Below are 18,884 nucleotides of genomic sequence, written 5' to 3'. Positions count from 1 at the left end.
GATAAAACTTCATGCAGAACCTTCCTTGCTATGGCATAAATTAGATAGCGGATCTAAGCGTTCTTGGCCGTTTATGTTAAACGGAAGGTAATGAGCAGACATTCGCGGATAAACGCATTCGCATCAGAAGCCGCAGGTTCGCCGCCAAGGTCGGGAGCGGAGTTTACGGAATTGCCGCGGGCAGAGATCACGGCTGTGGATGCCAAAGCTGGCGCGTACGCCAGGGTCTCCCACTGGCGGACGAACTGCCGGACGGCCACGTATAGTCCGGCATCGTAAATCCGCAGGGAGTCCACATACTCCCTGCCAGTAACGCCGGGCGGCGGCGGTCCAAACCGCTCCGCCAGCCCGTGCCAAGCCAGAGAGGCCGCGCGCAGCTGCCTCTCACGGCTCAAGCTGCTGCCGCGAAGCGCGGCCAGCAGCAGAGCCAGACTGCGCCGCCAGCGCCAAGCGGCGGCGGGAAGCAGCGCCGCGGCAGTCAGCGGCGCTGAAAAGGGTCCGCCCGCCAGCGGCAGGACGGGTAGTTCCGCGCTGCGCGTTGCTTGCGGCGCGAGCGCCGCTGCCGCAGGCCGTGCCGGCGCGGGGAAGCCAGCCGCAAGCGCAGGCCCCGGCGTCGGATCGAAAGGAACCCAACCTGCGCCGGCAAAATAAACCTCTACCCAAGCATGCGCATCCCCTTGGGTGACTAAATACTTCGCCGGCATGGCTTCCTCCTGCTGGGTTCCAGGTCCGTACCCTTGAACATACCGCGCTGGAATGCCTGTGCTTCGCAGCAATACGGTCATCGCTGTTGCAAAATGCACACAATAACCTTGCTTGGTCTCAAACAGGAAATGATCCACAAAATCAGCGCCAGCTGGCGGAACCATGGTATCCAGCGTGTAAGAATACCCGTTTTGCAAATAATCCCGAATGGCGGTTGCGGAGTCATATCGGTTATCCGAGGAAGCTGTGAGCTTCTCTGCCAGAGCTTTCACTCGCTCAGGTAATAAATCAGGCAGCTGCAAATATTTGTTCTTTATTTCTTGAGGATCAGCATCACCCAACCCGCGCAGCAGTACTGGATTACTCTCGGGAAGTATAGAATCAACTATATACTCAGTGATCCGAGTTGAACCCGCCGAATCTGGCAGACGAAAGGTATCCCTGTCCTTATTCGCCAGAACATAACCAAGCTGGCTGCCATTAGATAGTTGAACTGTCTCAACATCCGTTATGGTGCCCGCATTGAATACAGGAATTCCTCCGGAAGAAGGGCTGGCAAATTGTATCCGCTGTTGTAAAGTCCGTCCACCATTAGTAGTAGTTACCGTCGCCGGAATCTGAGGCAGGCTGGACAAGTTAAGCGGAGTAAATTCCTCACCACCTCTGATCCAACGGCGTCCGTCATAATAGGCAATGCTCTCCCCGCGCCAATAGGTACGCAGGCTGGTCAATGCTGTGAAGACTGGCTCGGTATTGCGTGACAATGGAGCACCCAGTTCTCCATCATTTGTACTATACCCTGTTGTTCCTGCAGGTATAGCCTCATTATCTTCCGGCATATGGCCCGAAGCCCATTCCTGCAGCTTTTCAAAGGTTGACTGGAGTGTAGTTTGGTTAGGCGGTCGTACTTCATATACCTGCCCACCGAACCATGCTGTCATCATTACGAATATGGCAGCCGCTAATGCCAAAACTCCCCATCGGGCATACGGCAGGTGAATGCTGCCCACCCGTTCCCGCAGACGGAGCAAACCACTCATTGCTTGCATCCATACAATAAGCCCCACTGATATTACAACATCCGTTGTCGTATTAACGCCAAAGCCAATATCCAGAACCAATAGATAAATGAGGGTCACCGCTGTAAACAGCAGCGTGCTTCCTCTGAAAAGTGCAAGCTGCTGCACCGAAGATACCAGCAGCCCCCAGCCAACAATCAAAATCAAAAGTCTGCTGATCTCGCTAAGCTGAGAAACATGCCCTGAAAAGAGCAAAATCAGATCATTTGGAATTTCTACTGCATAAATGCCCAACCATCCTGTCCCTACGCTCTCACTGCAAAGATATAGCCAAGCCGTGCCGATCATCAAACATTGGATACTTAGCAATAGCCATCCGGGAATCTGAAGGATTCCCCACATCAACAGCACGGCAGCAGAAATCATCAGAATCTGCAGCAATCTAGCAGTATCTTCCAATGAAGTCGTTCTATATAAAGGGAGCAGCCATTCTAAAAACAGCCCCAAAATAGCCAAAGAGAACAGCATGCGATAATACAGAGGTATCTTTCTCTGTTTACCGGCATGACTGCTCTCTAGTTTTTCCAAATGGAGCTGCTTTGGTTCCTTCCCACTTTGCCCATTCATAGAGAAGCTTGTGTCACCCGGTATCCGCTTACCGTAGCGTTGGTTTTCCGGATGATTCATGGTACTCTACCTCCCTGAGCCTGTAAGCTGGCAATGCATCATCCAGACAAAACATCCGTGCTCCCAGACGACCCAGACTATCCCCAACCGTTCCCCGCACAGGCTGGCGGATCTCCTGCAGCGTTACCTCCGCAGGCACCGGAGCTGGCTGATCCCAAGCATAATAGAGCTCAACTTTTACACCTTGCACTAAGAATTTAGCGATAACCTTAGCGGATTGTTCCTCTAATCTTCCGGTCACTATAGCAACGGTCATTCCCGGAATCCAGCCTCTAGAAGCATCCTCCAACAGCTCGGACAGGGTTCTTGTTCCATTCGGAGAAATATCAGTTAGAATATCCAGCACTCTCCCTGGGATTTTGCCCAGTCCTTCATGCCTAGCCATTCCTTCCGGCCAGCCTCCGCTGAATAACTGGACATAAGCACCTGACTGCTCAGCAAAGAGCATCAGCCCCATCGCCGTTGACACCGCCTTCTCAAATACCGGTGGCTGCTCTTCCCGACTGCCACGAGGTGTAAGTGCATTGGCTGGAATCTCATAGCTTTTTGGATCATTAGCCAACACGATACAGCTCATTTTTGCCTTTTCACGCTCTGGAACTTTGCTCTGCAGATTCCCTAGCCGGGCACTGTTCTTCCAATGGATTCGGCTAAGTGGATCACCGGGCTCATATTCCCGCGATTCCATGGTCTCATCATTGCTGCTTCTTCCCCTTCTGGAATAGAGCGAATCACCGCTAATAAAGCCGCTGTCCGGGACTGCTCCGCCATAATATAGGGGGGCTGGCAGCACTTTAATGCTATGCTCTTCAGCAGGCTCAGATCGGCCTGTGAACCAGCCGGGCAAATCTCCCCAGGTTACTCTACAGCCCTGCAAATGATGATGTCCGCGTGGCATATTCTCAAGAATGTAGGTGTATTCAAAAGAGCGTCTGAATCCCGGAAACAGTAGCTTGTGATGTCCTCTGTCCCCCCAAAAATCAGCGATAGTCAGCCATGGCAGTGGAAGCCGGGCAGAGAAATTCACCCGCACCTTCACAAGCAGTGTATTTCCAGCTATCGGTCTTACAGGAGTGATTGTACGTTCAATCTTTATCGCCCGTGGACCTGAAAGTTGAACGATAAGTCCGCCAACCATGATAACGCCTACAGCGATCAGCAGAAATAAGAGTGATGCGCCTCCGCGCCATGCATATAAAACACCTATAATTCCAGCCACAGTCAGCACCCGCAACCATTCAGCCAATGCACTACGGCTACGCGGATAGGAGAAGCTTCTAACTCTTTCAGTCTTGTTATTTAATTTGTGCTCTACTTTTTTTGAAGAGGACAATGGAACGAACACCCTTCCTTTGGGTCTAGACTTGTTCCCAGCTGAGGAACTTATTACTATCTATTCTTCCCATGAAAAAGGGTGCCCAGACATTGTTTTTTTCTTTTAGAAAAACTGCCCGAGCGCTAAATCTCAGAAGGCTATTACCCGGCGCTCACCTTCCGTCACGCTTATATTTAAAGGAGGGTGATCGGCTGTCTCCAGCAGCTCACGCAGCGATACCCAGATAGAACCGCCAATCATCTCCACACTGGCACCGTTTATCTTTTGAACATGATCAGGAAGATTTAAAAGGAGTTCCTTGTTCGCCACATCCGCGATGATATCTTTGCCGTTCCAGGCAATCCTTCCACTGCGACTGCCCGCATCCCAGCTAATCTGCCCTCCCAGCCGTTCGATCACAGCGCGAAGTGGCACCATATATTTTCCTTTTTGCAGAGTATATTCACCTGGCGCCAGCTTCGTCTCCAGCTTTCCAACCTCCAGCACCAAAGGTTTGCCGGGCGCAAACAGCTCTGCATTCGGTATGATATTCGAGGTGATCCAAGCTTCCGAAGGTTTCACTCTGCCCAAGCTATTGGCTTTTGAGGAGACTCTGAATTGTACAGGCTCCACCGTCTCATCTAAAAGGCCAAAGCTGTATCCAGCAGCCTTATAACGCGCAATAATATCAGGCAGTGCTTTAACACTCTCCTGATGGCCGCCGCCATCATGCAGCAGCAGAATAACCCGAGAGGACTTCAGATCCGCGGTTGACTCTTTTAAGATTTCTGACGCCGGTACCCCTTTGCGTTTGGAATCCCCGCTGTCCACCGTCCAATCCGTAACGATATAACCGGCTTGCTTCAACAAATTGAAGTAGGTATTATCAAAGTGATCAAAGGTTCCGCCCGGGGCGCGGATAAGTTGTGGGCGAACCCCTGTAATGCCCCGAATAATTTCTTCGGTCTTTTTAATCTGGCTCCAAAATTCAGTGAATCCACTATATAAATCATGGTAATTATGATTATAGGTATGATTGCCAATAGCATGTCCTTGTTCCCATATGGCATTAATTAGCTCTGGATGGCTTTTCGCTTGATTACCAAGGACAAAAAAGGTCGCCTTCACACCTTGCTGCTGTAAAATTTCAAGAACGTTGAAGGTATTGTCACTCGGTCCGTCGTCAAATGTAATATAGACTGTTTTTGAAGCTTTCTTTGCGGCTGTGATTGCCGAATATGTTGTTGACACCTTGGATACTTGTGCCGTACTGGAATTCAATTTAACTTCTGGAGAAGCAGTCACAATGGACTCTGCTTTAGGAGGCAATTCTTGCATCGCCACTAACGGGAGATTATTCTTAACAGAGACAGACTCCGCACTTGCGGACTGTAATGAACGATTCATCCAAGAATCTACACTCTCCCCTGCGTTCCATCCCAGCATTACGATGACGATTACAACCATAACAAGCAATCCGCGTATGAAGTTTCGGCGGCCGTGAGTGTTTTTGTTACCTTTCATCTTCTCTACCTCCAGCATTCTATTGGCTCAAAAGCCATTTGGTAGATTGTATGAAGACAAGCTTCAAAATAGAATAAGGCAACTGCCCCTTGGAGAGTGAGAATCTTATGGAAATGCTGAACTTTATACAAGAATTATTCAGCAAATATGGATATAGCGTATTGTTTTTTGGATTGCTGCTCGAATTCGTTGCCTTGCCGTTTCCCGGAGAAACTACCATGGCTTTTGCAGGTTTCCTTTCCTATACGGGAAGACTTGATTTCATAACGCTGATTCTAGTGGCGTTTGCAGGGACCACCGCCGGGATGACCCTCACCTATTTTGTCGGATTAAAAGCCGGAATGCCCTTCATCCAGCGATACGGCAAGTGGTTGCTGTTCTCCCCTGCCAAGCTGGATAAAACGCAAAAATGGTTCGAGAAATACGGCAGTATCCTTATTTCCATCGGATATTTTATTCCAGGCGTTCGTCACTTCACCGGCTATTTTGCTGGTATAGTTGCGCTGCCCTTTCGTAAATTCGCCCTCTACGCTTATAGTGGAGCATTATTCTGGGTAGTGCTGTTTCTTGGCATAGGACGGGTATTTGGTCCGCAGTGGATGGGTATTTTCCATTTATTCGAGTTATATGCACTATGGATTATCTCCGGCTGTGTAGCTATAGCTGCCCTTGTAATCCTGTATCGCTACCGCAAAAAGATAAGCATCCGCCTGTTCCCGCGCAAAGCTGCCATAAAGCTACAGACTCAGGTCAAAAAAACTTCCAAGGGACGGTGAAGCCACCGCCCTTTTTAAGTACGTTTTTTCTTGCTGCGTACCCCCGATATCCTGCAAGCAAAAGCGCAACTGCGGCAAATCCCGCTCCCCCAACAAACCCTACCATTCTTGGCTCCACCCCTTCTAATAGCCACCCGGCGAACAGCATAGATAACCCCAGCAGCGTATTTCCTACTGCAGACAGAAGTCCAAACACAAAGGGCTGTATAGCAGATGGCGTTTTCCGCATAACAAGCGTATCCAGACAGGCATTCCCCGTCCCCCCGGCAAATGACAGCAGAATGTATAACATTAATGCTGCCGCAAAATGATTGCTGACACTGATGCCCATCAATAATACACCTTCGAGCAAAAGCCCTCCGATGGCTACAATCAGCAGTCCCTTTTTTAAATAACGTGAGATAAAAAAACTAAGGCTAAGACCGACGCCAAGCGCCGCATAAAATGCCCCTACTCCAATATCGCCCGTGTGAAATACCTGTATCGCATATACACTGATCAGTACATTATCCAGACCATTTAACAACGGCACCAACAGCTCATAACCGAAAATGACCTGCAGCGTTAGGCTCCCGCCAATTACCATTCCCAGAGCACGCAGCCGACCGTATTTTGCTTCTTCAGCAGATTTTTCTAAGTCCCCCTCAGGAGAATATGTAGCCTTCTTAGCCACCGTCGCCATTTCCGTATGTTGTGGAAACTCGATACCGTAAATTAATATCGCCGCAATTAAAAAAGACACTGCATTCATAATGAACGCTGCCTCCGGACCAAACCACATCGACACCACCCCTCCACAAAACGCCCCAAGGATCAGCACGCAGCCGCTCATTAACTGCTCTAGTCCGTTGACGGTCAGCAGAGAATCTTTGGTGACGAGCAAAGGGATTGTGGACTTACGAACAGGGCTGTAAATGGCTTCGCCCGCTGCCAGTAAAAAACTTGCCATATATAACAACCACAGGTTCTCCTCCCCATCCACCCATAAAAAGGCTAAGGCTACTGGGACCCTCAGCATATCTGTAGCTATCATGATATATTTGCGTGGAATTTTACTGCCAAGTATGCCTCCAAGCGGGGCCAGGAATAAATAAGGAAGCAGTCTCACACCTAACGAAATCCCCACCGCCATGCCTGATCCCGTCAACTGCAGAACCAGCGCCAGTACTGCAACGCTAGTAAAACGATCACCAATTCCATTGATCAAGCCGGCTGTGAACAATCGTGAATATCCCTTATGACTCCTAAACATCGCAACAGCTGAGTGATTATTCATAAAATAAACCTCATTTCATCTATTTATACATATATCTAATTAGATATTAATCGAATCATTTATTTATGACAATGCTTTATTTTCAAGGATTTGCTAAGATGAAATACAGCATTACTTCACGGAAATCTCCGGGAAAGAAGGAATTGTCTTTTGAAAATAGATCGATTGCTCTCTATCGTTATCCTGCTAATGAACCGCCGCCTAATTCAGGCGAAGGAGCTAGCCGATATGTTCGAGGTATCTGTGCGCACGATTTATCGTGATATTGAAAGCATTAATGGGGCCGGAATTCCTATCGTCACCTATCAGGGAGCTAACGGTGGGATCGGGCTTATGGAAGGATACCGGCTGGACCGCAATGTTTTGACGGATCGTGAGCTGGCGGATATTTTCACGGCTCTGCAGAGCGTCTCGTCTTATGGAGGAAATGAACATACGCTGCTCATGGAAAAGATCAGCAGCGTAATCCCGCCCTCCCAATCCGCCGCCTTCCGCAGCAAAACGACTCAGCTCATCATCGACTTCTCCCCATGGGGTCTTCAACGTATTTTGGAAGAGAAGCTTGCCACTCTAAAAGAAGCACTTGAGGAAAGCGTGACCGTAAACTTTGATTATGTAGATGCTGCGGGTCAGACAAGCCAGCGTTCGGTAGAGCCCTATACTTTAGTGCTGAAGGGGCAAGCCTGGTACTTATATGGATTTTGTCTGAATCGTCAGGATTTCCGTCTGTTTAAGCTGTTGCGCATGAAAGAGCTCGTTAAGAATACCCAAGTTTTTATTGCAAAAGATGTAGATGCAAGCGAGCTGCCTTGGAGCAACGAGTATCAGAGATCAACCGTAACAACAGCAACACCCATCGTTTTGCAGTTTAAGGCTGAAAGCAAACATCTAGCGGAAGAGCGGTTTGATTCTACCGAGCTACTGCCCGACGGTAATGGAGGTTACAAGGTTACCATCAACTATCCTGAGGATGGATGGCTGTATGGTTTCCTGCTAAGCTTCGGGATGCATGTAGAGGTCTTAGAGCCACCGCATATTCGGCAAAAGCTGGGGCAGCTTGCAGCAGGCATAGCAGCAAAATATACAACCTAACAATAAACCTGACGGAATGCCGTCAGGTTTATTGTTCTATACTGAACTTAAAGCGGGCGCTCGAGAGCTTGCATACCTTTAAAGGAGTGTTAAATATGGGACATGAACATGTAGAGCAAGGAGATCTTAAAATTTGTCAAAGCTGTGGGATGCCAATGCCTACGGCGGAATTGCTTGGAACGGACCAGGATGGCAACAAGATCGAAGATTACTGCGTGTACTGCTATGAGAATGGTGCATTCAAACAGCCTAACATCACGTTGCAAGAAATGGCTGACATTTGTACAGGCTATATGGTCGAAGAAGGAATGGATGAGAATGTTGCCCGTAAACTTCTCGCGGAGCAGCTGCCACATCTGAAACGTTGGAGCGATCCTGCAGCTGTGTCTCCAGCTAACTAATAGCATCACAACAAAAAGAAGCGCCCTACGGAACCATAACGGTTTGTAGGACGCTCTTTTTCTTCATTCTTTTTTTGCCCAGCTTTTTATTGATTGTCCTGCTGTGGCTGCACTTCTTCCGTCTTCAGGAAGTCTGGCTGCGGTGAAGTCTTTTTTATAAAGAAAGCCAATACCAAAGCAACTACAGTGATCCAGGTAGCAATGTTAAAGGCATGCGTAACCCCGCTAATTGTAGCCTCTTGCGTAAGCTTAAGCATGGCTGCTTTATCGTTTAACGAAACCGTTCCGCTCATAAGCGTATCAGTGATTGTGCTCTTCGTCTTATTGGTCATTAGACTGACGAACAACGCCATTCCCAGCGCGCCCCCGACCGTCCGCAACGTATTCGACATTGCTGTACCATGCGAGCTTAAACGCTGTGGCAGCTGGTTAAGTCCAGCCGTTACAATCGGCATCGATAACATCGACATGCCTAACATCCGAACCGTGTAAGTAATAATCATATGCGTATACGTCGTACTGTCTGTAAGCTGGCTGAATTGCCAAGTCGTAATTACTGTAATAATCAGGCCTACCACAGACAGCCATCTTGCCCCGATTTTATCAAATATAATCCCCGTGATTGGAGACATAATTCCCATTAGAATGGCTCCCGGCAACAGCATAAGACCGGACTCCATTGGTGTAAAACCACGGATCGTCTGCAAATAAATCGGCAGCAAAATCATACCCGAATATAAAGCCATCGTAATGATGATATTGATTAATGTCGTGAGTGAATACATATTGTATCTGAAAATCCGGAACTCAAGCAGTGGTGTCTCAGCCTTAAGCTCTCTCCATACGAATAAAGCCAGTGCAATCACACCCACAATGAGGCAGGTGATGACTGTTGCACTTCCCCAACCATCGGTTCCAGCATCACTGAAGCCGTACAACAATCCCCCAAAACCAATGGTAGACAGGATAACACCCGTTTTATCCAGCTTCGGAGAGGTTGTTTGCCCTACATTTTGCATTGTTTTCATACCTAGCAAGGTAGAAAGAATGGCCAGCGGAAGAACGATAAAGAACAATACGCGCCAAGAATAGTTCTGAACTACCCAGCCTGACAACGTTGGACCTACAGCTGGAGCAAAAATCATGGCTACCGCCATTAGCCCCATCGCTTTCCCCCGCTCTTCAATTGGGAAGATACGAAGAAACACAATATTCATTAACGGCATCAAAATCCCTGCGCCAACCGCCTGTATGACTCTGCCGACCATGATCATTTCAAAGCCTGTTCCGATTCCACAGACAAGTGTGCCTAACGAAAAAAGTGACATCGCGGTGATGAATAGCTGGCGGGTCGTAAACTTTTCCACCAGAAATGCACTAATCGGTATCAGCACACCGTTCACGAGCATAAATCCCGTTGTTAGCCACTGTGCCGTATTCGTAGCGATTTTTAGATCGTCCATTATGCTCGGCAATGCCACATTAAGAAGTGTTTGGTTCAAAAGTGCGACAAACGCACCTATTAAGAGCGCTGCAATAATCGGTCCTCTACGTATTCCCTTAGTTGCCGCTGCAGCGTTACCTGTAATTGTACTCATAAATTCTATTTGTCTCTCCCCTGCTCTAAGATCTGAATGATTTCGTTATGAATCCTAAGTAATTCACCTGCATCCTTGGCAGGTATATTGGATAGTGGAAGTAAGTGTCTTCTGAGCGATTGCTTACTTCTTTCCCTGATCTCTCTGCCCTTTTCAGTAATCGCCAAGTTGTATATACGCCGATCTACCTCAGAGCGCTGTCTTGTGATCAAATCGGCTTTCACCATCCGGTCCACTACGCCGCTCGCTGCACTGTTCCCCAAATGTAATAGCTCGGCAAGATCTGTAATGCCAATATCGGGATTTGCAGATATTTTGCGGAGAACCATTAACTGTGTTGGTGTGATGTCCAGCTCTTCGGCATCCTTCCACAGCAACTGCTGGAATGCATGGCTAATCCGGCGAAAAGAGGAGAAAATATCATCTAATTGCTGCTCCTTATCTTCCAAATCTTCATCTCCAAAGAATTAATTAGTTAGATCATCTAATAGTTCGCATGCGTACTATTTTACACCTTAACTAAATTTCGGTCAATAATTTGCTGTAACTTTCTGAAAGGTAATTTTATATTGCAGGAAAAACATGAAAATCATACATAAGTGCACAAAGCATAAAAAAGCGAACCAAGGTAGATCCTTGGTCCGCTTTTTCGTCTGAACAATGCTCAGGTTAAGCTGTATGAACTTTCAGGTAAAGTCTGCTGTTGAGGCTTATCCGGCAGTTTTAAATTAGACGGCTTAGTCTCTTCCTGGCTGCTGGCAATCGACATCATCAGCTTGATCCGATTCGCTTGGTTGACGACGCTGACTCCAGCATCATAGTCAATCGCCACGATATTTGCACCCGGATATAATTCCTTAAGACCTTTAATCATCCCACGCCCGGTGATATGGTTGGGCAGGCACGCGAACGGTTGAATACAGGCAATGTTGTTCACACCATTATCCAACAAATCCATCATTTCTGCGGTTAAAAACCAGCCCTCACCCATCTGATTTCCTACGGACACCAGTCGGCTGGCCTTCTCGGCAAGACCATAAATATTCTCCCGTCCTTTAGCTAACCCCGCATCCTCAAGGGCAACCTTAATCGGCTTACGGTAAATTTCCAGATAAGAGATCAGCATGGGATTGATATAGCCGAGCCGTTTGCTTTTGCCGAATTGCTCAGCTTTGTAGATCGGATTATATACACAATAGAAAATGAAATCCAGGAAGTCCGGCATTACCGCCTCCCCGCCCTCTGCCTCGATCATCTCTATAATGCGGTTATTGGCATCCGGATGGAATTTGATCAGGATCTCACCGACAATGCCCACTCTTGGTTTAGCAATACCCGTAACGGGCAGCTTGCAGAACTCTGCAACAATCTCACGAATCAGGCGTTTGTATTCTCGGAATGAAAAGTTGGATAAGCTTGCCTTGCAACGCTCCATCCCTTTGCGGAAAAGAACTTCCGCACTTCCTGGAACAACCTCATGCGGCCTAAAGTGATTTAACATCCGCATCATAAGATCACCATAACAAGCGGCAGCTATCAACCGATTCGCCAGCTTAAGACTAATACGGAAACCCGGCTGATTCTCCATCCCTGAAGCATTGAGTGAAATCACCGGAATTTGTTCAAGGTCTGAATCCTTTAAGGCTTTGCGGAGCAAAGAAATATAATTCGTAGCCCGGCAGCCGCCACCCGTTTGTGACATAATCACAGCAGTACGATCCGGATCATATTCCCCACTCTTCAGCGCCGACAGAATCTGGCCAATCGTCACAATTGCCGGATAACACGCATCATTATTAACATATCTCAGACCTTCTTCTGTCTCTTCGGGTCCGGTAGTTTCAAGTATCTTCAGACGGTACCCGGCATCGCGAAAAACCTGCTCAAACAATTCAAAATGAATAGGCGACATCTGTGGTGCAAGGATGGTATAGGTCTCTTTCATTTCCTTCGTAAATAACACATTAGCCTGCACTTTTGGCGGCTTTTGCGGCACTACCTTACCTTTTTCACGCTCACGCATTGCCGCCAGCAATGAACGAAGCCGAATGCGCGCTGCACCAAGATTGCTGATCTCATCGATTTTGATCAATGTATATACCTTGTTATGTCTTTCCATAATATCCTGTACGGCATCACAAGTGATCGCATCGATCCCACAGCCGAAGGAAGTCAATTGAACAAGCTCCAGATCCGAGCGGACTGCAGCAAGGCGGGCTGCACGGTACATCCGGGCATGGTAGGTCCACTGATTCACAACAGCCACATCTCCTTCGCTGTGGTCCAGATGGCAGACAGAATCTTCTGTCAGCACGGCGAGTCCCATCCCGGTTATCATATCCGCTATCCCGTGATTAATCTCAGGATCGGCATGATAAGGGTGCCCACAGAGCAGGATTCCTTTGGTTCCAGTATCAGCTAGATACACAAGGGTCTCCTCACCTTTAGTACGCACATCACTTTTGGCGTTATCAGCCTCTGTAAGTCCCGCCTGCACCGCGGACGTAATCTCATCTCGCGGAATGCTGGTAAATGTCTTCACCAGTCCTTTGGTCAGCGCAGAAATATCATCAAAGGTCAGGAATGGACTGACAAGCTTGATTCCATTGTCCTTTAACCCATCCATATTGTTGCGAATGACTTCGGGGTACGAGGCGACCACTGGACAATTGAAGTGATTATCCGCGGCTTCATCTTCTTTTTTCTCATACACCACCGCTGGATAAAAAATAAAATCGACACCTTTACCGATCAGGCTTTGCACATGTCCATGTGCCATCTTCGCAGGATAACATATCGATTCTGAAGGAATTGTATCCATTCCGCTTTCGAAAAGCTTCTTGCTGGATTTAGGGGAGAGAATCACCCGATAGCCAAGTTTGGTGAAAAAGGTGTGCCAGAACGGGTAATTCTCAAACATATTCATGGTACGCGGAATCCCGACGGTCCCCCGCCATGCCCCTGTTTCCGGTAAACTCTCGTACTCAAAAAACCGTTCATATTTATACTGCATCAGATTCGGCAGGACATTTTTCTCTTTTTTGACTCCTGCGCCACGTTCGCAGCGATTGCCGGTCACATAAAAGCTCTTATCCGGAAAACGACTGATCGTCAGCGCACAGTTATTCCCACAGCGGCCACAGCGGCCTGAGGAGACCTCATATTTAAAGCTGGCAAGCTCCTCTGGTCCAAGCAGCGTACTGGATCCGTTAACCCCGGCTTGCTCACGCGCAATCAGTGCACAGCCATAAGCTCCCATTACGCCAGCTATATCCGGTCTAACCACCGTTCGCCCCGTTAAGGACTCAAAGGCACGCAATACAGCTTCATTATAGAAGGTACCGCCCTGAACGATGATATTTCGCCCTAAGTCCTCCGGATTGCGGATTTTAATTACCTTTTGCAGAGCATTCTTGATCACAGAGTAGGCAAGACCCGCCGATAAATCCGCTAATGACGCGCCCTCCTTCTGAACCTGCTTAACCTTAGAGTTCATAAATACCGTGCAGCGCGAGCCCAAATTAACAGGCTGAGTCGCTTCGAGTGCAGTCTTAGCAAATTCCTCGATGCCAAGTCCCAGGGCAGAGGCAAAGCTCTCCAGAAAAGAGCCACAACCGGCTGAACAAGCTTCATTGAGCATAAGGCTGTCGATAGCACCGCCACGGATCTTGATGCACTTCATGTCCTGACCACCGATATCCAGTATAAAATCTACTTCTGGCATGAACTTGGAAGCTGCCTTGTAGTGTGCAACAGTCTCTACTTCTCCGCCATCCGTCCGCAGAGCAGCCTTGATTAACCCCTCACCGTACCCTGTCACATATGAGCCTGCAATGTGGCAGCCTTCAGGTAGAACCCGGTAGATCTCCTTCAGTGCATCGCTGACCGAATGCAGCGGGTTGCCTTTGTTGCTGCCATAAAAGGTATAGAGAATTTCGTCAGCGGAACCGGTTAACACGAGTTTAGTTGTAGTTGAGCCGGCATCAATACCTAGATAACAGGGCCCACGATATAAAGCTAAATCTGATCTTGCTGCAGAGGCTTTACCGTGACGAAGCCGAAATTCTGCAAGCTCAGCGGCATTCTCAAAAAGCGGCGGCAATTCAGCATCCGCAGCTCGATCCGCAGTAAAATCAACCGCCGCAATTCGCGTGATCCAGCTTGAAAGTGGCAACACGACTGGATCAGCTTCGGAGAGTGCAGCTCCAATCGCCACGAAATACTGTGAGCGTTCCGGGAACAGGATATCCTCCTCCGCCAGCTCCAGCGTTTCCGCAAAACGCTGCCGCAAGGCAGGCAGGAAGGTCAGCGGGCCGCCAAGAAAAGCCACCCGTCCACGAATCGGACGTCCACAAGCAAGACCGCTAATCGTCTGATTAACGATACTCTGGAAGATCGAGGCCGCCACATCCTCCCGGCGTGCTCCTTCATTAAGCAGCGGCTGCACATCGCTTTTGGCAAATACACCACAGCGTGAAGCTATGGGATAGATTCGCTCATGCTTCTCCGCCAAAACATTTAAGCCTGCCGGATCGGTCTGCAGCAGCGCTGCCATCTGATCGATGAACGCTCCCGTTCCGCCCGCGCAGGCTGTATTCATACGCTGCTCAATGCCGCCCCGAAGATATATTATCTTAGCGTCCTCTCCACCCAGTTCAATCGCCGTGTCACATTCGGGGATCAGCGCACTGATCGCCTTCGTGCAGGCTATCACCTCCTGAATAAAGGGAACTCCACCTAATTTGGATAAAGACAAACCCGAGGAACCGCTTACAGTAAGCCTAGCTCCCCTCTCTGGGAATCTGTCGCGTACATCAGACAGAAGAGAGAGGGCCGCTTTTTTAATATCGCTATAATGTCTTACATAGTCTTGATAAACAATGATGTCCCGCTCTATGACAACTAATTTAGCAGTAGTTGATCCGATATCAAGCCCAATATGCAGCATTATCACTCCACCACCTCTTCTTGCTCCAAATTTGAAGCAATTATGAGGAAACTATATCATGACAACACCTTATATAAGCTGTTAAAAATGTAATAGACATCTATAAAAAGTAATTAGTAAAATTTATGATTCGCTTATTCCTGCTATCGTGTTTGCGACATGCCCTTTTACCCGTACCTTCCGCCATTCTTCCACTAATATCCCCTGCTCATCAATCAGAAAAGTAGATCGCACAATCCCCATAAACTCTTTGCCGTAAAGTTTCTTAAGCTGCCATACGCCGAACATTTCACTTACCTTATGATCCTCATCAGACAGCAGTGGAAAGGGCAGACTATGCTTCTCTGTAAATTTAGCGTGCGATGTCAAAGAGTCCGGACTAATGCCCAGAACAACCGCACCCACCGCCGTGATTTGATCAAAAGCGTCACGGAATTCGCAGGCCTCCTGCGTGCAGGCTGGTGTCATATTTTTAGGGTAAAAATATAAGATGACCTTTCGGCCCAAGTAATCACTCAAACTAACCTCATGCCCATTGGAAGAGGGAAGGGTGAAATTGGGTACTTTTTGTCCAATAGCTACTTCGTTCAAGATAGATCCACTCCTTCTTAAGATTGGGGAATTATTCCTAAATTGCACGTATCCCCAAAAGAAATTATAATGTAGTCAACGTGAATGCGAAAGGAAGAACGAGAAATGCCACCTAGAAAGAAAAGGCACGCAAAGACTGGTAAGTCAAAAAAGAAACCGCTGCTTTGGACGTTGGCCATTATACTCCTCCTTATTATCGGTGGGGCCATTTTCTACATTACAACCATTTACAATGAGCTTGGTAGCATGTCGAATACTGAAGATTCACCTTTTCAAAATGCAGAGACCGTTGATGTTGACACCCCTGAGCCTCCTAAATGGGAAGGTACAGAGCCGGTCAATATCCTATTAATGGGTGTGGATGCCCGAGGTGTGAAGAAAGGGGAAATCCCCCGTTCAGATACAATGCTCGTCGCTTCTCTTGACCCTGTGAAGAAGAAAATCAGTGTATTTTCAATACTGAGAGATACGTACGTTCCGATTCCGGATCATGGCGAGAAGCGTATTAATACAGCGATTATTTATGGACCTAATACTGCGATGCAGACCGTCAGCGATCTGCTCGGTATCCCAATTCAATATTATGTCTACACGGACTTCCAAGGATTCATCAAGCTGGTTGATGCCGTTGGGGGTGTGGATTATGAAGTCGAAAAAGATATGGTCTACAAAACCGTTGCAGACGGTCCTGAATATGATATTGATCTGAAAAAAGGATACCAGCATCTTGACGGCAACATGGCGCTACAATATGTTCGCTTTCGGCATGACGCTACCTCCGATTTCACTCGAACCGAGCGCCAACGCGGTTTTCTCAAGGCTGTGGCTGATAAGCTGATCAGCACCACCTCCATCGTCAAGCTGCCAAATATCCTGTCGCAGGTTACGCCTTATATTGAAACCAATATGTCAGTTAATGATATGTGGAAGCTGGCAAGCGTAGGGTATAATAGCAGTATGGGTGGCAGCGAGCAAATTCCGCCAATGGATCTGCTCACCGAGGAAACTACAAGTGACGGATCACAGGTTATTGGAATTCGTAGCGAAAAGAAGCTAAAAGAATTTATACAGGATACCCTAAATGGTCCTGAGCCAACACCAACCCCTACATCGGAGAACACCTCCAATAGCAGTTCTGGCGGGACCAATTAAGGGCCTGACAAGCAAAGTTCACATGTACACAAAGCAGTGACTTGGTATAATACGGGCGGACAACGGAAAACACCGTTGTTCGCCCGTTCCCTTGAGCACCAACAATCGAAAGGATGATCACATTATGAATCGTTCCACATCTGAACAACTTTATCACGAAGCCCTCCAGCATATCGTTGGAGGTGTAAATAGCCCTTCCCGCTCCTTCAAAGCCGTTGGCGGCGGAGCACCCGTATTTATGAAACGCGCCAGTGGATCTCACTTCTGGGATGAAGACGGCAATGAATATATCGATTATCTCCAAGCCTATGGACCGATCATTACCGGCCATGCCCACCCTCATATTACCAAAGCAATTACTACAGCAGCAGAAAATGGTGTTCTTTACGGAACCCCAACCCAGCTCGAAATCAAACTTGCTAAAATGCTAAAAGAAGCCATTCCATCTATGGATAAAGTACGTTTCGTCAATTCCGGAACCGAAGCGGTTATGACAACGATTCGTGTAGCCCGTGCCTATACAAAACGCAGCAAAATCGTAAAATTCGCCGGCTGTTACCACGGCCACTCCGATCTGGTGCTCGTAGCAGCAGGATCCGGACCTTCTACACTTGGCATTCCAGACAGTGCCGGTGTTCCAAGCAGTATCGCCCAGGAAGTAATCACCGTTCCTTTTAATGATCTGGACAGCCTGAAAGAGGCGCTGGAGAAATGGGGCGAAGATGTCGCAGCTGTTATGGTTGAACCGATTGTAGGAAATTTCGGCATGGTGATGCCTAAGCCTGGTTTCCTCGAAGGACTTTGCAAGCTGGCTCACGATAATAGCTCCCTTGTTATTTATGACGAAGTCATTACTGCCTTCCGCTTCCACTATGGTTCTACACAAACCTATGCAGGGCTGGATAACCATGAGGACATCACTCCTGACCTTACTGCACTTGGCAAAATCATCGGTGGCGGCCTGCCTATCGGCGCTTACGGCGGCCGCAAGCATGTTATGGAACAGGTAGCTCCACTTGGACCGGCATATCAAGCTGGCACAATGGCAGGTAATCCTGCGTCTATCTCTGCAGGGATTGCTTGTTTAGAGGTTCTGAGTGCAGAGGGTGTATACGAAGAAATGGATCGGCTTGCAATCCGCCTCGCCGATGGACTTCAAGCATCTGCCGACCGTCATGGCATTCCACTGACAATCAACCGCATCCGTGGTTCGTTTTCCACTCATTTCTGTAACCATCCGGTTACGAATTATGACGAGGCTCAGGATACAGACGGCGAATTGTTCGCCAGCTTCTTCCGTCATATGCTGAACCGTGGCATTAACCTTGCCCCTTCGAAATACGAAGCTTGGTTCCTGACCACAGCACATACTGATGCAGATATCGATGCTACACTTATCGCAGCTGAAGAATCCTTCCGCGCTATGGTGGCTGAGAAATAAGATTGTTTTGACACGCAGTGCTCTATAAGCTAAAAAAAAGCTGAATAGATTAACGGGCTGTCCCAGTCCCATAAACCGCAAATGTTAAAAGAGCAGCGTTTCTCCTGTATTGGAGGATCGCTGCTCTGCATTTTTACTCATCCACGGTCTGCATCTGTAGCTTGTGGCAAGCTTAAGCCAGCCGATCTCAAGCGTCAATTTCTATATGCTGCGTAACAGGTATCGCCGGACCTTCTCTGTGTTAAGTACAAGGGTTAGGGAGCTTCGATAGATAATTAGGGAAATTGCACCTTAAATTCAGGGATTTCTGGTCATTAAACTAATAATTGGGGAAATCCTCCCTATAATTTAGCTAATTT

The 18,884-nt window shown here is 48.0% G+C and carries 13 protein-coding genes; 5 read left to right on the top strand and 8 right to left on the bottom strand.

Annotated elements, in window-relative coordinates:
* Positions 1 to 71: 71 nt before the first annotated feature.
* From NSQ66_RS03115 to NSQ66_RS03105, 3 genes are all read right to left on the bottom strand, one after another.
* The gene (locus tag NSQ66_RS03115) at positions 72 to 2,411 is read right to left on the bottom strand and encodes a transglutaminase domain-containing protein (protein WP_076142334.1); all 2,340 of its coding nucleotides are present in this window, start codon (positions 2,409 to 2,411) and stop codon (positions 72 to 74) included.
* Complete coding sequence (locus tag NSQ66_RS03110; protein WP_052096755.1) at positions 2,380 to 3,744, bottom strand: DUF58 domain-containing protein; 1,365 nt, start codon at positions 3,742 to 3,744, stop codon at positions 2,380 to 2,382. Before NSQ66_RS03110 ends, NSQ66_RS03115 begins: the two co-directional genes overlap by 32 nt.
* Positions 3,745 to 3,876: 132 nt before the next feature.
* Complete coding sequence (locus NSQ66_RS03105; RefSeq protein WP_038568632.1) at positions 3,877 to 5,250, bottom strand: polysaccharide deacetylase; 1,374 nt, start codon at positions 5,248 to 5,250, stop codon at positions 3,877 to 3,879.
* 107 nt (positions 5,251 to 5,357) lie between these two features.
* On the opposite strand from NSQ66_RS03105, the gene NSQ66_RS03100 reads away from it, so the two are divergent.
* Positions 5,358 to 6,026 carry a DedA family protein gene (locus tag NSQ66_RS03100; RefSeq protein WP_036679870.1) on the top strand — a complete coding sequence of 223 codons (669 nt, stop codon included), beginning with the start codon at positions 5,358 to 5,360 and terminating at the stop codon, positions 6,024 to 6,026.
* Here the strand turns inward: NSQ66_RS03100 and NSQ66_RS03095 are convergent.
* The gene (locus tag NSQ66_RS03095; protein WP_052096754.1) at positions 6,001 to 7,302 is read right to left on the bottom strand and encodes an MFS transporter; all 1,302 of its coding nucleotides are present in this window, start codon (positions 7,300 to 7,302) and stop codon (positions 6,001 to 6,003) included. The two genes, NSQ66_RS03100 and NSQ66_RS03095, sit on opposite strands and share 26 nt — an antisense overlap.
* A gap of 150 nt (positions 7,303 to 7,452) precedes the next feature.
* Between NSQ66_RS03095 and NSQ66_RS03090 the strand changes: the two genes are divergently transcribed.
* Together NSQ66_RS03090 and NSQ66_RS03085 are read left to right on the top strand one after the other, a co-directional pair.
* Positions 7,453 to 8,394, top strand: a complete 942-nt coding sequence (locus tag NSQ66_RS03090) for a YafY family protein (protein ID WP_036679868.1) — start codon at positions 7,453 to 7,455, stop codon at positions 8,392 to 8,394.
* A gap of 95 nt (positions 8,395 to 8,489) precedes the next feature.
* The gene (locus NSQ66_RS03085; protein WP_051491091.1) at positions 8,490 to 8,795 is read left to right on the top strand and encodes a zinc ribbon domain-containing protein; all 306 of its coding nucleotides are present in this window, start codon (positions 8,490 to 8,492) and stop codon (positions 8,793 to 8,795) included.
* An 86-nt stretch (positions 8,796 to 8,881) separates the two neighbouring features.
* Here the strand turns inward: NSQ66_RS03085 and NSQ66_RS03080 are convergent, their stop codons facing one another.
* The 4 genes from NSQ66_RS03080 to bcp form a co-directional block, all read right to left on the bottom strand.
* Positions 8,882 to 10,393, bottom strand: coding sequence for a DHA2 family efflux MFS transporter permease subunit (locus NSQ66_RS03080; protein ID WP_076106051.1), 1,512 nt, complete (start codon positions 10,391 to 10,393; stop codon positions 8,882 to 8,884).
* A gap of 5 nt (positions 10,394 to 10,398) precedes the next feature.
* Positions 10,399 to 10,842 (bottom strand): MarR family transcriptional regulator, encoded by a 444-nt coding sequence (locus NSQ66_RS03075; RefSeq protein ID WP_036679864.1) that lies wholly within the window; start codon positions 10,840 to 10,842, stop codon positions 10,399 to 10,401.
* A gap of 215 nt (positions 10,843 to 11,057) precedes the next feature.
* Positions 11,058 to 15,341 (bottom strand): acyl-CoA dehydratase activase-related protein, encoded by a 4,284-nt coding sequence (locus NSQ66_RS03070; RefSeq protein ID WP_339279725.1) that lies wholly within the window; start codon positions 15,339 to 15,341, stop codon positions 11,058 to 11,060.
* 123 nt (positions 15,342 to 15,464) lie between these two features.
* Entirely contained in the window at positions 15,465 to 15,932 is a 468-nt protein-coding gene (bcp, locus tag NSQ66_RS03065; RefSeq protein WP_080742389.1) for a thioredoxin-dependent thiol peroxidase, read from the bottom strand.
* 105 nt (positions 15,933 to 16,037) lie between these two features.
* Here bcp and NSQ66_RS03060 point away from each other — a divergent pair, with 105 nt between their 5' ends.
* Positions 16,038 to 17,084, top strand: a complete 1,047-nt coding sequence (locus tag NSQ66_RS03060; RefSeq protein WP_036679863.1) for an LCP family protein — start codon at positions 16,038 to 16,040, stop codon at positions 17,082 to 17,084.
* Positions 17,085 to 17,208: 124 nt separating this feature from the next.
* On the top strand, positions 17,209 to 18,525 hold the full coding sequence (locus tag NSQ66_RS03055) for a glutamate-1-semialdehyde 2,1-aminomutase (protein WP_339279553.1): 1,317 nt from the start codon (positions 17,209 to 17,211) through the stop codon (positions 18,523 to 18,525).
* The last annotated feature ends 359 nt before the right edge of the window (positions 18,526 to 18,884 follow it).

Source organism: Paenibacillus sp. FSL H3-0329 (genome assembly GCF_037963285.1).
Classification (GTDB): Bacteria; Bacillota; Bacilli; order Paenibacillales; family Paenibacillaceae; genus Paenibacillus_AQ; species Paenibacillus_AQ odorifer.
Note: the sequence above shows the minus strand (reverse complement) of the source record. Positions and strands in the feature narration are given on the sequence as shown.

Bases quoted from the DNA above. Each gene is read 5' to 3' on its own strand.
- NSQ66_RS03070 (WP_339279725.1), bottom strand. From the start codon at position 15,341: ATGCTGCATATTGGGCTTGATATCGGATCAACTACTGCTAAATTAGTT.
- NSQ66_RS03080 (WP_076106051.1), bottom strand. From the start codon at position 10,393: ATGAGTACAATTACAGGTAACGCTGCAGCGGCAACTAAGGGAATACGT.
- NSQ66_RS03095 (WP_052096754.1), bottom strand. From the start codon at position 7,302: ATGAATAATCACTCAGCTGTTGCGATGTTTAGGAGTCATAAGGGATAT.
- NSQ66_RS03100 (WP_036679870.1), top strand. From the start codon at position 5,358: ATGGAAATGCTGAACTTTATACAAGAATTATTCAGCAAATATGGATAT.
- NSQ66_RS03055 (WP_339279553.1), top strand. From the start codon at position 17,209: ATGAATCGTTCCACATCTGAACAACTTTATCACGAAGCCCTCCAGCAT.
- NSQ66_RS03060 (WP_036679863.1), top strand. From the start codon at position 16,038: ATGCCACCTAGAAAGAAAAGGCACGCAAAGACTGGTAAGTCAAAAAAG.
- NSQ66_RS03105 (WP_038568632.1), bottom strand. From the start codon at position 5,250: ATGAAAGGTAACAAAAACACTCACGGCCGCCGAAACTTCATACGCGGA.
- NSQ66_RS03115 (WP_076142334.1), bottom strand. From the start codon at position 2,411: ATGAATCATCCGGAAAACCAACGCTACGGTAAGCGGATACCGGGTGAC.
- NSQ66_RS03085 (WP_051491091.1), top strand. From the start codon at position 8,490: ATGGGACATGAACATGTAGAGCAAGGAGATCTTAAAATTTGTCAAAGC.